Consider the following 15513-nt stretch of genomic DNA (forward strand, 5'->3'; position numbering starts at 1 on the left):
GTTTCTTATGACAACTCTCTATCTTGCCTCTGGTTCTCCGCGACGTCAGGAGCTGTTAACCCAGCTCGGCGTTGAGTTTGAACGCCTCATCACCGGGGTTGAAGAACGGCGTCTGGCCCAGGAAAGCGCGTCGCAGTACGTGCTGCGTCTGGCCCGGGATAAGGCGCGGGCGGGGGTGGCAATGGCGCCATGCGACTTGCCTGTTCTGGGCGCAGATACCATTGTTATTCTTAATGGCGAAGTGCTGGAGAAACCGCGCGACGCAGATCATGCGGCGCAGATGCTGCGTATGCTCTCCGGACAGACGCATCAGGTCATGACCGCGGTGGCAGTGGCGGACAGTCAGCATTTGCTCGACTGCCTGGTGGAAACCCAGGTGACGTTCCGGGTGCTCTCGGAAGCCGATATCGCGGACTATATTGCCTGTGGAGAGCCGATGGACAAAGCCGGCGCTTATGGTATTCAGGGCATCGGCGGTTGTTTTGTCAGGAAAATAAACGGGAGCTACTACGCGGTGGTTGGTTTACCGCTGGTGGAAACCTGGGAGTTGCTGAGTAATTTTCGTGCATTGCGGGATGGATAGAGGAAAACATGGCGGCTGAATTGTTGGTGAATATTACACCCTCGGAGACGAGGGTGGCTTATATTGATGGTGGTATCCTGCAGGAAATTCACATCGAGCGCGAAGCCCGGCGGGGGATCGTAGGGAATATCTACAAAGGTCGCGTCAGCCGGGTTCTGCCGGGGATGCAGGCGGCATTTGTAGATATTGGCCTGGATAAGGCCGCCTTTCTTCATGCTTCCGATATTATGCCTCATACCGAATGCGTGGCCGGGGAAGAACAGAAAAACTTCACGGTGCGCGACATTTCCGAGCTGGTGCGCCAGGGGCAGGATCTAATGGTGCAGGTGGTCAAAGATCCGCTCGGCACCAAGGGCGCCCGCCTGACTACCGACATTACCCTTCCTTCGCGCTATCTGGTATTTATGCCCGGGGCTTCCCATGTCGGCGTTTCCCAGCGCATTGAGAGCGAAGAAGAGCGCGAGCGGCTTAAAGCGATTGTCGCCAGCTATTGTGATGAGCAGGGTGGCTTTATCATCCGTACCGCCGCGGAAGGCGTATGCGAAGAAGATCTGGCTTCCGATGCGGCGTATCTGAAGCGGGTATGGACCAAGGTCATGGAGCGTAAGAAGCGCAATCAGACCCGTTATCGACTGTATGGTGAACTGGCCCTGGCTCAGCGCGTACTGCGTGATTTTGCCGATGAATCTCTGGACCGTATCCGCGTGGATTCGCGTCTGACCTGGGAGATGCTGCTCGAGTTTACCGCGGAATACATTCCGGAAATGACCGACAAGCTGGAACACTACACCGGCCAGCAGCCGATCTTCGATCTGTTTGATGTCGAGAACGAGATCCAGCGCGCGCTGGAGCGCAAAGTGGAGCTGAAATCGGGTGGTTATCTGATTATCGATCAGACGGAAGCGATGACTACTATCGATATTAATACCGGCGCCTTTGTCGGCCACCGCAATCTCGATGACACTATCTTTAATACCAATATTGAGGCGACCCAGGCCATTGCCCGCCAGTTGCGGCTGCGCAATCTGGGGGGGATCATTATTATCGATTTTATCGACATGAATAATGACGATCATCGCCGTCGGGTGCTGCACTCGCTGGAGCAGGCCCTGAGCAAGGACCGGGTGAAAACCAGCATTAACGGTTTTTCCCAGCTCGGGCTGGTGGAGATGACCCGCAAACGCACCCGGGAGAGCGTGGAGCATGTTCTGTGCCACGAGTGCCCAACCTGTCACGGTCGGGGGACGGTGAAGAGCGTGGAAACCGTCTGCTATGAAATTATGCGCGAGATTGTCCGGGTTCATCACGCCTATGACTCCGATCGTTTTCTGGTTTATGCCTCGCCTGCGGTGGCCGAAGCGCTAAAAGGCGAAGAGTCTCACGCGCTGGCGGAAGTGGAGATCTTCGTGGGCAAGCAGGTTAAAGTGCAGATCGAACCGTTATACAACCAGGAACAGTTCGATGTGGTCATGATGTAAGTCCTGCGGGGTTTGCGTGAGGGTGAGGCACCGCTGCGGCGGCTGACAAGGAGAGAGACGTGAGGCGACTGCCGGGTATTTTGTTGATTACTGGCGTATCGTTGGTCGTGGTGGTTGCTCTGCTGATTAGCGGACTACGCCTGCTCCTGCCTCATCTCAATAGCTGGCGTCCGGCACTGGTGGAAAAAATCGAAGCCGCCGCCGGCGTGCCGGTGGACATCCAGGAAATTGAGGCGAGCTGGCAGAATTTTGGCCCGACGCTGGATATACGCTCCCTCTCCGTAGGCCTGAAAGATGGCGGCACGTTGTCAGTCGGGCGCGTGACGATGGCGCTGGATATCTGGCAGAGCCTGTTGCACCTGCGCTGGCAGTTCCGGGATCTGACCTTTTATCAATTACAGGCGCGTACCAATACTCCGATTTCGCTGGGCGAGGAGAAGGGCGATATCAAGCCCGGCAAATTTAGCGATCTTTTCCTGCGCCAGTTCGACCACTTTGACCTGCGCGACAGTACCATCAGCTTTTTGACGCTTTCCGGCCAGCGCGCTGAACTGACCATCCCCCAGTTGACCTGGCTTAACGGCCGCAACCGCCATCGTGCCGAAGGGCAGGTCAGTCTTTCCAGTTTCAATGGCCAGCACGGCGTGGTGCAGGTACGCATGGATCTGCGTGATGACGATGGGTTGTTGAATAACGGTACTGTCTGGATGCAGGCGGATGATGTGGACGTGAAGCCGTGGCTCAATCAGTGGGCGCAGGACAATGTCGATCTGGCTACTGCGCGCTTCAGTCTGAGCGCGTGGATGACTCTGCAGGATGGTGAGATTAGCGGCGGCGATATCTGGCTGCGCAAGGGGGGAGCCAGTTGGCAGGGCGACAACCAGACGCATCGGCTGACGGTGGATAACCTGACGGCCCATATCAGTAAAATCTCCGGGGGCTGGCAGGCAGAGGTTCCGGCAACCAATATCAGCATTGATGACAATCCCTGGCCGAAAGGTCGGCTGGCCTTCGCCTGGATAGCAGGCCAGGATGTTGGCGGGAAAGATCGTCAGCGTAGCGACGAATTACGCATTCGCGCCAACAACATGCGCCCGGAACGTTTCGAGCCGCTGTTGCCGCTGGCGGAGAAAATCTCACCGCAACTGGGCGAAATCTGGCGCGCTTTGCAGCCTCAGGGGCAGGTTGCGTCGCTGGCGCTGGATATCCCTTTGCAGCAAACCGCCAAAACTCGCCTGCAGGGCAAATGGCAGGATCTCTCCTGGCGGCAGTGGAAACTATTGCCCGGCGCCGAGCATTTTTCCGGCGAGATCAGCGGGAGTCTGGAGAATGGGCGACTGGTTGCCCGCATGGATGACGCGAAAATGCCTTATGAAGGCGTATTCCGCGCGCCGCTGGAAATTCGCCACGGTCTGGCAACCCTGAACTGGCGTGACGGGCCGCAGGGCTGGACGCTGGAAGGAGAGAATATCGACGTGAGCGCTCCCGGTCTGTGGGCGCGTGGCGATTTCAGCTACCAGCAGCCGCAGGGTGAGGACGAGCAGCCCTGGCTGAGTATTCTGGCCGGTATTCGCGTTGATGATGCCGGGCAGGCGTGGCGTTATTTTCCGGAAAATCTGATGGGCGGCGCGCTGGTGGATTACCTGAGCGGCGCGATTCAGGGCGGTCAGGTGGATAATGCCACCCTGGTTTATGGCGGTAATCCGCAGTTGTTCCCCTATAAGCATAACGAAGGGCAGTTTGAAGTTCTGGTACCGTTGCGTAATGCGACTTTCGCTTTCCAGCCGGACTGGCCGGCGCTGCAGAACCTGAATCTGGAGCTGGACTTTATTAATGACGGCCTGTGGATGAAAACCGATGAACTCGCTCTCGGCGGGGTGAAAGCCCGTAACCTGACCGCGATTATTCCGGACTATAGCGAAGAAAAACTGCTGATCGATGCCGATATCGCCGGCCCCGGGAACGCCGTCGGGCCTTATTTCCACGATACGCCGCTGAAAGATTCGCTGGCGGCAACCCTTGAGCAACTGAAGCTGAACGGCGATGTGAATGCCCGGCTGCATCTCGATATTCCGCTGGACGGCGAGATGACCACCGCCAAAGGGGAGGTGCGTCTGAAAGACAACACGCTGGAAGTCGTGCCGCTGGAAACCACGCTCAGCAAACTCAGCGGCCAGTTCAGCTTTGAGAATGGCAATCTGCAGAGCCAACCGCTACAGGCCGTGTGGTTTAATCAGCCGGTACAGGTAGATTTTTCGACCCGGGAAGGCGATAAAGCCTATCAGGTGGGCGTCAATCTGAGCGGCAACTGGCAGCCGACGAAAACCGGTGTGTTGCCTGGCGCGCTGGATAAAGCGATCGGCGGCAGTCTGCCGTGGAAAGGGAAAGTGGATATTCAATTACCCTACCGTGGCAGCCCGGGTTACAGCGCCGAATTGACTGGCGACATGAAAACCCTGCGTAGCGACCTGCCGGCGCCGTTGAATAAGTCGCCCGGCGAGGCGCTACCGGTAAAAGTGCTGGTGAAGGGCGATCTGCAGGGATTCGATATTACCGGCAATGTCGGGAGCCATAACTATTTTAACAGCCGCTGGCTGCTGAAGCAGAAACTTACGCTCGATCGGGCGATGCTGGCCGCGGATAGCCGCAGCATCCCGCCTTTGCCGGAAACCGCCGGCGTGGAACTGAATCTCCCGGAAATGGATGGCGCCCGGTGGCTGGCGTTGTTTAGCCAGGGGGCCGCGGATGGCGTCAGCCACAGCGTGGAATTTCCTTCACGTATCACATTGCGTACTCCGGCGCTGACGCTGGGCGGCCAGCGCTGGAATAACCTGAGCCTGGTCTCGCGCCCGGCCAGTAGCGGTACGGTGGTGGAGGCCCAGGGGCGGGAAATCAATGCGACTCTGAACATGTACGATCGGGCGCCATGGCAGGCGGCGATTAAATATCTGTATTTTAACCCGAGCTGGACCAGCCCGGCCGACGTGGCGGGCGCTGGCGGCGTGACAGCCGTCCAGAACGTTGATTTCAGCCGCTGGCCGGATTTACAACTGCGCTGCGGCGAATGCTGGCTGTGGGGGCAAAAGTACGGGCGTATCGACGCCGATCTGGCAGTGAAAGGCCAGACACTGACGCTCTCCGATGGTTTGCTGGATACTGGTTTCGCGCGCCTGAGCGTCGCAGGAGAGTGGGTCAACCAGCGCGGCGGCGTGCGCACGTCGCTGAAAGGCAAATTGCACGGAGAAAAGATTGATGCCGCGACCGGATTCTTTGGCGTGAATACGCCGATCCAGGGTTCGCCGTTCGATGTGGATTATGATCTGCACTGGCGGGATGTACCCTGGCACCCGCAGGAGTCCTCGTTGAACGGTATCCTGAAAGCACATCTTGGCAAGGGCCAGATCGCCGAGCTGGGAACTGGCCACGCTGGTCAGTTGCTGCGTCTGGTCAGTTTTGACGCACTATTACGCAAACTGCGTTTCGATTTCAGCGATACGTTTGGTAGCGGCTTCTATTTCGACTCCATTAGCAGTACCGCATGGATTAAAGACGGTGTTCTGCATACCGATAATATGCTGGTGGATGGCCTGGAGGCGGATATCGCCATGAAGGGGTCGGTGGATCTGGTGCGCCGCCAGTTGGATATGGAAGCCGTAGTCGCGCCGGAGATTTCCGCGACGGTTGGCGTAGCGACGGCGTTTGCCGTTAACCCGATCGTTGGCGCGGCGGTGTTTGCCGCCAGTAAAGTGCTCGGGCCGCTGTGGAGTAAAATCTCGGTGTTGCGTTACCGTATTAGCGGGCCAATCGACAAGCCGCAGATTAATGAGGTATTACGCCAGCCGCGGGTTGATAAACATCAATAATTTGACGTGAGCGATTAATTACCGCAAGCTCAATAGATAAAACCATTTTACCGCCGGGTCAGGCGGGTATTCAGAAGAGTAGCGTAATAATGAGTCTGAACCTGGTAACTGAGCAGTTACTGACTGCGAATGGCCTGAATCATCAGGATCTGTTTTCTATCCTTAATCTGCTTTCCGAGCGCCGTCTGGATTACGGCGACCTCTATTTTCAGTCCAGCTATCATGAGTCCTGGGTGCTGGAAGACAGGATCATTAAAGACGGATCGTACAATATTGATCAGGGCGTCGGGGTTCGGGCTGTAAGCGGAGAGAAAACCGGCTTTGCCTATGCCGACCAAATTGGCCGTCAGGGGCTGGAGCAAAGCGCCGCGGCGGCGCGCAGCATTGTGCGCGAGCAGGGGGAAGGTAAAGCGCACGTTCTGGGGGCCGTTGAGCATCAGGCGTTGTATACCGCCGTCGATCCGTTACAGAGTATGAGCCGTGAAGAGAAACTGAATATCCTCAAGCGGGTAGACAGTGTGGCGCGAGCGGCGGACAAGCGGGTCCAGGAAGTCAATGCCAGCCTGAGCGGCGTGTATGAAATGATTCTGGTGGCCGCCACAGACGGTACTCTGGCGGCGGATATACGTCCGCTGGTACGTCTGTCGGTGAGCGTACTGGTGGAAGAAGACGGTAAGCGGGAACGCGGTTCCAGCGGCGGCGGCGGTCGTTTTGGCTATGAATGGTTCCTGGAGCCGGTAGACGGTGATGTTCGCGCCGATGCCTGGGCCAAAGAAGCGGTACGTATGGCGCTGGTGAATCTGTCGGCTATCGCTGCGCCTGCCGGGATGCTGCCGGTGGTGTTGGGCGCCGGCTGGCCGGGAGTCTTGCTCCACGAGGCCGTGGGACATGGCCTGGAAGGGGATTTCAACCGCCGGGGCACTTCGGTATTCAGCGGCCAGATGGGGCAGCAGGTAGCCTCTGAGCTGTGTACTGTGGTGGATGACGGCACTATCACCGATCGTCGCGGCTCCCTGAGCATTGACGATGAAGGTGTGCCGGGCCAGTACAACGTACTGATTGAAAACGGTATTCTGAAAGGGTATATGCAGGATAAGCTGAACGCGCGTCTGATGGGGGTATCCCCCACCGGAAATGGTCGTCGGGAATCTTATGCCCATCTGCCGATGCCGCGTATGACCAATACCTATATGCTGGCCGGTAAATCCACGCCGCAGGAGATTATCGAGTCCGTTGACTATGGCATTTATGCTCCCAATTTTGGCGGCGGCCAGGTGGATATCACCTCCGGTAAGTTTGTCTTTTCTACCTCAGAAGCTTATCTGATTGAGAAAGGCAAAGTAACGAAGGCGGTGAAGGGGGCGACGCTGATTGGTTCCGGTATTGAAACCATGCAGCAGATCTCCATGGTGGGTAACGATCTGCGTCTTGATAACGGCGTCGGCGTCTGCGGTAAAGAAGGGCAGAGTGTGCCGGTCGGCGTGGGTCAGCCTACGCTGAAGGTGGATAACCTGACCGTTGGCGGTACTGCCTGATTCTGCTGTTTACAGCCGGGATTATTCCCGGCTGCTTTCCTGAGCGCGTCCGTTGCGGGCTCTGACCGCCTGATACAACTGCGCCACTTCAACAAAGTATTCCGTCAGATAATTAATACACACCTCCACTTTGAGAGGCAGTTTGTCTTTTTCGGTATACAGGGCGTAAACCGGACGCGGATCGGACTGGTAGCGCGGAAACAGGATCTCCAGCTCTCCGCGGTTAATCTCATCGATCACCCACATCAGCGGGACATAGGCAACTCCGGCTCCGGCGCGCAGCCAGCGGGTCAGGGTCATCGGATCGTTGGTGACAAAGCGCCCTTCGGGGGTCAGCCGGGTGGAGAGTCCTTCCGGCGCTACCAGTTCGAATTCATTATCGGGACGTACGCTGTAGGCCAGCCACGAATGGTTAGCCAAATCGGCCGGTTTCTCCGGCGCGGTATTCTGCGCCAGGTAGCTTTTGGCGGCGCAAACCACCATTGGCATGGAACCGAGGCGCCGGGAAAACAGGCTGGAATCCTGGAGCGCGCCTACCCGAATCACCAGATCGAGGCCGTCGGCGATCAGGTCGGGAGCCGGAATACCGGTAACCAGATTGACCGTCAGCCCGGGATATTCGCGCAGCATTTTTGCCGTCATACCGGCCAGCACATTTTGTGCCATGGTTGAAGAACTGCCGATGCGCAGGGTGCCGATGGGGGTGTTGTTAAACGAGTAAAGCTGCTCGTGAACTTCCTGCACTTCATGGAGCATCCGTCGGCAGCCCTGGTAGTAAATTTTCCCGGCTTCCGTCAGACCAATACTGCGGGTACTGCGGTTTAGCAGCTTGACCTGTAACTCATCTTCCAGTTTCGAGACAGTCTGGCTGATCGAGGAGACGCTCATTTGCAACTGCCTGGCGGCGGCGGTAAAAGAGCCCAGCTCGACCACTTTGGCGAAAACCGACATGCGTTTCAGACGTTCCATTGTTAACTCTGAGTTAAAAGTGATTTAGATCACAAATTATAGATAACAGGATAACAGTTACGTTAATATATTATTATTAACACAACCAACACCGCACTCTCGCCCGGCCCTTCTGGCCATTCTATCCTGTTGCGTGATGTTGTTAAGAAAAACGATGTATCACCTGCATAAGTTTTACCCAGGATCACTATGAGTCTATTTCCGGTTATCGTGGTATTCGGCCTGTCCTTTCCACCGATATTTTTTGAGTTGCTTTTGTCTCTGGCCCTCTTCTGGCTGGTACGCAGGGCGCTGACCCCGACGGGGATCTATGATTTTGTCTGGCACCCTGCGCTTTTTAATACCGCGCTATATTGCTGCCTGTTCTGGCTGATATCCCGCCTGTTTGTTTGAGGTTGATGTGAAAACACTAACAAGAAAAATGAGCCGCACAGCCATCACACTGGTGCTGGTGGTTATTGCCTTCATCGCTATTTTCCGGACCTGGGTTTTCTATACCGAGTCGCCATGGACCCGCGACGCTCGCTTCAGCGCAGATATTGTGGCTATCGCTCCCGATGTCGAAGGGCTGATCTCCGGTGTGGAGGTTCACGATAATCAACTGGTGAAAAAAGGTCAGGTTTTGTTCTCCATCGACCAGCCGCGCTATGTCAAAGCGCTGGAAGAGGCGGAGGCGGATGTCGCTTACTACCAGGCGCTGGCCAGTGAAAAACGGCGTGAAGCCGGGCGCCGTAACCAGTTGGGCATTCAGGCGATGTCCCGGGAAGAGATAGACCAGGCCAATAACGTCCTGCAGACCGTACAGCACCAACTGGCGAAAGCGCAGGCCACCCGCGATCTGGCTAAACTCGATCTTGAACGTACTGTGATCCGCGCTCCGTCCGACGGTTGGGTGACTAACCTGAATGTTTACGCCGGGGAGTTTATTACTCGCGGTTCCACCGCCGTCGCGCTGGTAAAACAAAATACCTTTTTCATTCAGGCCTATATGGAAGAAACTAAGCTGGACGGCGTTCGTCCCGGCTATCGGGTGGAAATTATCCCGCTGGGCAGCAATCGGGTGCTGCGCGGCACCGTGGACAGTGTCGCCGCCGGGGTGACTAACGCCAGCAGCAGTCGCGATGCGAAAGGTATGGCGACGGTTGATTCGAATCTGGAATGGGTACGCCTGGCTCAGCGCGTTCCGGTGCGCATTCGTCTTGATGAACAGACCGGCAATCTGTACCCGGCGGGCACTACCGCGACTATCGTTGTCACCGGTACCCGGGATCGCGATAGCGAGCATGAATCTTTCTTTATCAAGACGATGCATCGCCTGCGTGAATTCGGTTAATCGTCATGGGCCTTTACTTTATCTCTCATCTGCACCTGCGCTTTGCGGTTAAGCTGGCCTGCGCCATCGTACTGGCGCTGTTTGTGGGTTTCCATTTTCAACTGGAAACCCCGCGCTGGGCAGTGCTGACGGCGGCAATCGTGGCCGCCGGACCGGCCTTTGCCGCCGGTGGAGAGCCCTGGTCCGGCGCTATACGCTATCGTGGCATGCTGCGTATTATTGGAACGTTTATCGGCTGTATCGCCGCTCTGATAATCATTATCGGGCTCATTCGCGCGCCGGTCGTGATGCTGTTGGTGTGCTGTATCTGGGCGGGGTTTTGCACCTGGATCTCGTCGCTGGTGCGGGTGGAGAACTCCTACGCATGGGGGCTTTCCGGGTATACGGCGCTGATTATTGTCATCACCATTCAGACTGAGCCGCTGTTGACGCCGCAGTTTGCCGTGGAGCGCTGTAGTGAGATCGTTATCGGCATTGTGTGCGCCATTGTGGCGGATCTGCTGTTCTCGCCGCGATCTATCAAGCATGAAATTGATCAGGAGCTCGACAGCCTGTTGCTGGCACAGTATCGCCTGATGCAGCTTTGTATCGCCCACGGCGATCGTGAAGAGGTGGATAATGCCTGGAGCGGTCTGGTGAGGCGCACCACGGCGCTGGACGGTATGCGCACTAATCTGAATATGGAGTCATCGCGCTGGGGACGCGCCAACCGGCGCCTGAAAGCGCTGAATACTCTGTCGCTGACGCTGATCACCCAGGCCTGTGAAACCTTCCTGATTCAGAATACCCGTCCGGAGTCGATTCCCGTTGAGTTTCGTGAAGAGTTTACCAAACCTATCGATAGCGTTAGCGCATTACACCAGCACCTGAAGCGGCTGCGGCGCATCATCGCCTGGACCGGTGAACATAACACGCCGGTAACGATTTACGCCTGGGTTGGCGCTGCGACCCGCTACCTCCTGCTGCGCCGCGGCGTGATTTCCAATACCAGAATCAGCGCGGTGGAAGAGGGAGTTCTGAGCGGCGAAGTGGTGGTGAAACCTGAATCAGCCGAACGTCATCACGCGATGGTAAATTTCTGGCGCACGACCATTTCCTGCATGCTGGGGGCGTTATTCTGGCTGTGGACCGGCTGGACTTCCGGCAGCGGCGCGATGGTCATGATCGCCGTGGTGACTTCACTGGCGATGCGCCTGCCGAACCCGCGCATGGTTGCCATCGACTTTTTACTGGGGACTCTCTTTGCGTTGCCGCTGGGGGCGCTGTATTTCCTGGTGGTGATCCCCAATACCCAGCAGAGTATGCTGCTGCTGTGTATCAGCCTCGCGCTGTTAGGATTTTTTATCGGGATCGAAGTGCAGAAGCGGCGGCTTGGCTCGCTCGGCGCGCTGGCCAGCACCATCAACATTATTGTGCTGGATAACCCCATGACCTTTCATTTCAGTACCTTTCTCGACAGTGCGCTGGGGCAACTGGTGGGTTGCTTTGTGGCGATGCTGGTTATCTTACTTATCCGGGATAATTCCCGGGAGCGTACCGGTCGCACGATACTCAACCAGTTCATGTCGGCGGCGGTGTCTTCACTGACCACCAATATGGCGCGTCGTAATGAAAACCACCTGCCGGCGCTATACCAGCAGTTGTTCCTGTTGCTGAATAAGTTCCCCGGGGATATCGCTAAGTTCCGCCTCGCGCTGACGCTGATTATTGCCCATCAACGACTGCGGGATGCGCCGGTGCCGGTCAATGACGATCTCTCGGCGTTTCACCGCCAGCTGCGTCGCACCGCGGACAAAGTGATCTCCGCCTCCAGTGATGATAAACGGCGGCGTTACTTTGGACGCCTGCTGGAGGAGTTAGAGGTTTATCAGCAAAAACTCCACGTCTGGGACGCATCGCCGCAGGTGACAGAGCCAGTGCGCAGACTTACCGATATTCTCAATAAATATCAGAATGCCCTGACGGATAATTGAGTGTGTCCCGAAAGCTAAAAGCCGACGCTCTGCGTCGGCTTTTCTATACTTAACTGCGGACAACGGGATCATCTATTCGTCAGGAGGCAAAAATGGTGACAACTCTTCAGGACAGCGAACTTTTCCGCACCGGCTATCTGGTCGATGGCGTCTGGCATACGGCACACCATACCTTTGAGGTTGTTAATCCGGCCAGCGGCGAAGTGATCGCTCAGGTCGCAAAAGCCGGCCGCCAGGAGACTGAGGCGGCTATCGCCGCGGCAAGCCAGGCCTTTCCCGGCTGGCGGGCAAAAACCGCTAAAGAACGATCGGAGATTCTCTACCGCTGGTACCAGCTGATTCTCGAAAATAAACGCTGGCTGGCGGAACTGATGACCACTGAACAGGGCAAACCCCTTAAAGAAGCCGCCGGCGAAGTCGAGTACGCCGCCAGCTTTATTCAGTGGTTTGCCGAGCAGGCCAAGCGCGCCAATGGCGAGATTATTCCGCCGGTGAAGCCGGGCTCGCGTATTCTGGCGACGCGTGAGCCTGTCGGCGTCGTGGCCGCGATTACCCCGTGGAATTTTCCGATGGCGATGCTGACCCGTAAACTGGGGCCAGCGCTGGCGGCGGGATGTACCGGAGTTATCAAGCCGGCAAATAACACTCCGCTCTCTGCTTTCGCCCTGCTGGAGTTGGCCAAAAAAGCGGGAGTGCCGGACGGCGTCCTGAATGCCGTAGCCGGTAATACGGCTGAAATCAGCGACGCCATCATGGCCAGCGAACAGGTACGGAAGATCTCCTTTACCGGCTCAACGGCGGTGGGGAAAACGTTAATGCGTAATGCCGCTCAGACCATGAAAAAAGTCTCCATGGAACTGGGGGGCAACGCGCCGTATATCGTGTTTGACGATGCGGATATTGAGGCGGCGGTGAAAGGTGCGATTGCCAATAAATTCCGTAACGCCGGGCAGGTGTGCGTCAGCGTTAACCGCTTCTTTATTCATGATGCCGTCTACGACCATTTTGTTCATGAACTGGCCGAAGCGGTTAATGCTCTGAAGGTCGGTAATGGGTTAGAGGATGGCGTAGTGGTTGGGCCGCTGATTGAGCCTGCCGCCGTGGATAAAGTGCGCGAGCATGTAGACAATGCCGTCGAACTGGGCGCACGCGTTGTGGCGGGCGGGAAACCCCATCCACTGGGCGGTAATTTCTGGCAGCCGACAGTACTGGTTGACGTCACCGATGAGATGCTACTGGCTCGCGAAGAGACCTTTGGCCCGGTGGCGGCCTGTTTCCGATTTACCTCTGAAGAGGAGGTGATCGCGCGTGCGAATAACACGCCTTATGGTCTGGCTGGGTACTTCTATACCCAGAATTTGCAGCGCGTATTCCGTGTGGCGTCAGCGCTGGAGTGTGGCATGGTGGGAATTAACGAATGCGCCGTCTCCACCGAGCTGGGTCCGTTTGGCGGCGTCAAAGAGTCAGGACTCGGTCGCGAAGGGTCGGTGCTCGGGCTGGAGGAGTTTATGGAAGTGAAGACCTGGCATCTGGGCGGTTTATGATGGTTCCGCAGCGGTGACTGAATGAAAATCTTTACCTTCGATTTTAAACAGATAACCAGTACCGGGGAGTTTTATCGCAGTTTTACCCGGTTATTTGCTCTGGAAACCCAGTCGGTTCACGATCTGGATACACTGTGGGATATCATCACCGCCGGCGCGTTGCCGTTACCGCTGGAGATAGAATTTATCCACCTCACGGAGTCGGGACGCCGGCGTTACGGTGCGCTGATTCTGTTGTTTGAGGAAGCGGAGGAGGAGCTGGAAGGTCAGCTGCGTTTTAATATTCGTTAAGATAAAAAAGCCCCCGCGTAGCGGCGGGGGCAAGTCGTCAGATCAGACGACGAGGGTTTATTTATAGAGTTCTGCAGTGACATGCCAGTGGTCGCCAGTGCGTGCCTCAATAATGTGGTAAGCGGAAGCGCCTTTGGCATCGGCTTTTTGTGCTAGTTTTTCATTCATATCCATCGGTGTACTGCCTATCTCATCAACGGTAATGGTGCCCAGGGACTGCATATTCTGGGCCTGCTCGCTGCTCACCTGATGAGCTGCGGCGCTGGCGCCAAAAGAAATCACAGAAAAAAGGCTCAGTGCGGCAATTGCTAATTTAGTTTTCATCGACATAACTCCAGAGTTCGGTATGAACAACGGTCGGGGAGGATTTTGATTGTTCTGCCTGGGACCGTTGTGGTTGAGAATGACTATATTGCTCAGATAGCGTGTTGAAGACGATTATTTGTACAGTTCTGCGGTGGCATGCCACAGGTCGCCGCTGCGCGCTTCAATGATGCGGTAGGAAGAAGCGCCGTGCTCATCGGCTTTTTTGCTCAGCATGGTATTCATATCCATGGGTGTGCTGCCGACTTCGCTGACTGAAATAGTGCCGATAGATTCACGATTCTGGGCCTGCTCAGCGTTGATTGGCGTAGCGGCAAAAGCGCCAAAAGACAGCATGGACAGAACACTTAATGTGGCAACAGTAGTTTTAATGCTCATGATTTTTTCCTCGTCGTATTCTTTTATGGAGTCATCGTTTCGTGACTCTCATCACAAAAACAAGTATACACTAATAACGTAAAAAATTAATACTCTGCTAATTGTTATCAATGAAACTTTATCATAAGGATATCTTTTATTTATTCATTTCAGTTATTAAAATAGCTGTATTATTACGCAGGTCATGTTAATAATGTGTAAAATCATGGAGATGGAACCCATTTGCGTTTCGTGCGGTTTTCAGCGCAGAGGATGTTTTGAATGTGACAACGCAGACGTTTGGCGGATGAGTGGTGTTTTATGCTGATGAAATTGTGGGGAAAGCGGCCGGATACTCCGGGAGAAGTATCCGGGGGCGATTACAGTTCCTGGTCAAACAGAACGAGGATCGCTTCATACAGTTGTTTAACAGTAAAGTTACGTGCCGGCGTGGTGAAGATCGTATCATCCCCGGCGATGGTCCCGAGAATGCCTTCAGCTTTACCCAGTGAGTCCAGCAATCGCGCGATAAGTTGCGCTGCGCCGGGGCTGGTGTGAATCACCACCACCGCATCGTTATAGTCGACATCCAGCACCAGATTTTTTAGTGGGCTGGAGGTGGTTGGAACGCCCAGTTCGGCCGGCAGACAGTAAACCATCTCCATTTTTGCGTTGCGGGTGCGTACTGCTCCGAACTTGGTTAACATGCGCGATACTTTGGACTGGTTAATATTCTCAAAACCTTGTTCCTGCAGAGCCTGGACGATTTCTCCCTGAGAACTGAATTTCTCTTCTTTAAGCAGGGCCTTAAAGGCTTTGATTAATTCTTCTTGTTTAGAGGAGCTTCGCATAAGTCACCGATAATCAGGCTGAGGATTAACATTATTATGCGGTTATATGAATTTTTATTCAAATAGCGTAACCACAGAAAGCGGGAAATAATGTTATGAAAGGCGGCGATCTTACCAAAATATGCTGTGAATAGACATGCCGTGTGTCATAGCTCATAAATTCGATAAAAGTAACGTAAATGTTATTGTTTTGATGTTGTTATGCTGAACAAAGTGAGTGTAATGTAACCAGTTGCCAGTACGACAAACTCTGGCGCGATGAGCCGAACAGGCTACCTTTAGTTACCTGAGGGATGAAAAATTTTCAGGGAAAGGACTGCGTAATATCGCATTCCTGCCGCAGGAAGATTGTCATACTTCCGGGTCTGAATTATCGTCGCTTCAGAAGAAGTAATGGCGCAATTTTGCTAAC

The 15513-nt window shown here is 55.3% G+C and carries 12 protein-coding genes and 1 pseudogene; 9 read left to right on the forward strand and 4 right to left on the reverse strand.

From position 1 onward, the window contains the following. Positions 1–7: 7 nt before the first annotated feature. From AQ981_RS05640 to tldD, 4 genes and pseudogenes are all read left to right on the forward strand, one after another. A pseudogene (locus tag AQ981_RS05640) lies at positions 8–602 on the forward strand (Maf family protein). Next, complete coding sequence (gene rng, locus AQ981_RS05645) at positions 592–2061, forward strand: ribonuclease G (protein ID WP_058910788.1); 1470 nt, start codon at positions 592–594, stop codon at positions 2059–2061. The pseudogene AQ981_RS05640 and the gene rng overlap by 11 nt, the downstream one beginning before the upstream one ends. A gap of 59 nt (positions 2062–2120) precedes the next feature. Beyond that, positions 2121–5924, forward strand: coding sequence for an AsmA2 domain-containing protein YhdP (gene yhdP / locus AQ981_RS05650; RefSeq protein WP_058910789.1), 3804 nt, complete (start codon positions 2121–2123; stop codon positions 5922–5924). Between the two features lie 89 nt (positions 5925–6013). Further along, the gene (tldD, locus tag AQ981_RS05655; protein WP_058910790.1) at positions 6014–7459 is read left to right on the forward strand and encodes a metalloprotease TldD; all 1446 of its coding nucleotides are present in this window, start codon (positions 6014–6016) and stop codon (positions 7457–7459) included. A 21-nt stretch (positions 7460–7480) separates the two neighbouring features. On the opposite strand, the gene aaeR is transcribed toward tldD, so the two are convergent. After that, positions 7481–8428 carry an HTH-type transcriptional activator AaeR gene (gene aaeR, locus AQ981_RS05660; RefSeq protein WP_058910791.1) on the reverse strand — a complete coding sequence of 316 codons (948 nt, stop codon included), beginning with the start codon at positions 8426–8428 and terminating at the stop codon, positions 7481–7483. 189 nt (positions 8429–8617) lie between these two features. On the opposite strand from aaeR, the gene aaeX reads away from it, so the two are divergent. From aaeX to AQ981_RS05685, 5 genes are all read left to right on the forward strand, one after another. Then, a complete protein-coding gene (aaeX, locus tag AQ981_RS05665) occupies positions 8618–8821 on the forward strand; it encodes a p-hydroxybenzoic acid efflux pump operon protein AaeX (protein WP_058910792.1) in 204 nt (67 codons plus the stop codon). A gap of 7 nt (positions 8822–8828) precedes the next feature. Next, the gene (aaeA, locus tag AQ981_RS05670) at positions 8829–9761 is read left to right on the forward strand and encodes a p-hydroxybenzoic acid efflux pump subunit AaeA (RefSeq protein ID WP_058911077.1); all 933 of its coding nucleotides are present in this window, start codon (positions 8829–8831) and stop codon (positions 9759–9761) included. A gap of 5 nt (positions 9762–9766) precedes the next feature. Further along, positions 9767–11734, forward strand: a complete 1968-nt coding sequence (aaeB, locus tag AQ981_RS05675; RefSeq protein WP_058910793.1) for a p-hydroxybenzoic acid efflux pump subunit AaeB — start codon at positions 9767–9769, stop codon at positions 11732–11734. Between the two features lie 95 nt (positions 11735–11829). Beyond that, the gene (locus AQ981_RS05680) at positions 11830–13278 is read left to right on the forward strand and encodes an NAD-dependent succinate-semialdehyde dehydrogenase (protein ID WP_420809742.1); all 1449 of its coding nucleotides are present in this window, start codon (positions 11830–11832) and stop codon (positions 13276–13278) included. A gap of 21 nt (positions 13279–13299) precedes the next feature. Further along, the gene (locus tag AQ981_RS05685; protein WP_058910795.1) at positions 13300–13569 is read left to right on the forward strand and encodes a barstar family protein; all 270 of its coding nucleotides are present in this window, start codon (positions 13300–13302) and stop codon (positions 13567–13569) included. A gap of 57 nt (positions 13570–13626) precedes the next feature. On the opposite strand, the gene yhcN (AQ981_RS05690) is transcribed toward AQ981_RS05685, so the two are convergent. From yhcN (AQ981_RS05690) to argR, 3 genes are all read right to left on the reverse strand, one after another. Further along, positions 13627–13893 carry a peroxide/acid stress response protein YhcN gene (yhcN, locus tag AQ981_RS05690; protein WP_058910796.1) on the reverse strand — a complete coding sequence of 89 codons (267 nt, stop codon included), beginning with the start codon at positions 13891–13893 and terminating at the stop codon, positions 13627–13629. Positions 13894–14007: 114 nt separating this feature from the next. After that, on the reverse strand, positions 14008–14271 hold the full coding sequence (gene yhcN / locus AQ981_RS05695) for a peroxide/acid stress response protein YhcN (protein WP_058910797.1): 264 nt from the start codon (positions 14269–14271) through the stop codon (positions 14008–14010). Between the two features lie 359 nt (positions 14272–14630). Continuing rightward, positions 14631–15101, reverse strand: coding sequence for a transcriptional regulator ArgR (gene argR / locus AQ981_RS05700; protein ID WP_058910798.1), 471 nt, complete (start codon positions 15099–15101; stop codon positions 14631–14633). Between the last annotated feature and the right edge of the window lie 412 nt (positions 15102–15513).

The organism is Entomohabitans teleogrylli, from assembly GCF_001484765.1.
Classification (GTDB): Bacteria; Pseudomonadota; Gammaproteobacteria; order Enterobacterales; family Enterobacteriaceae; genus Entomohabitans; species Entomohabitans teleogrylli.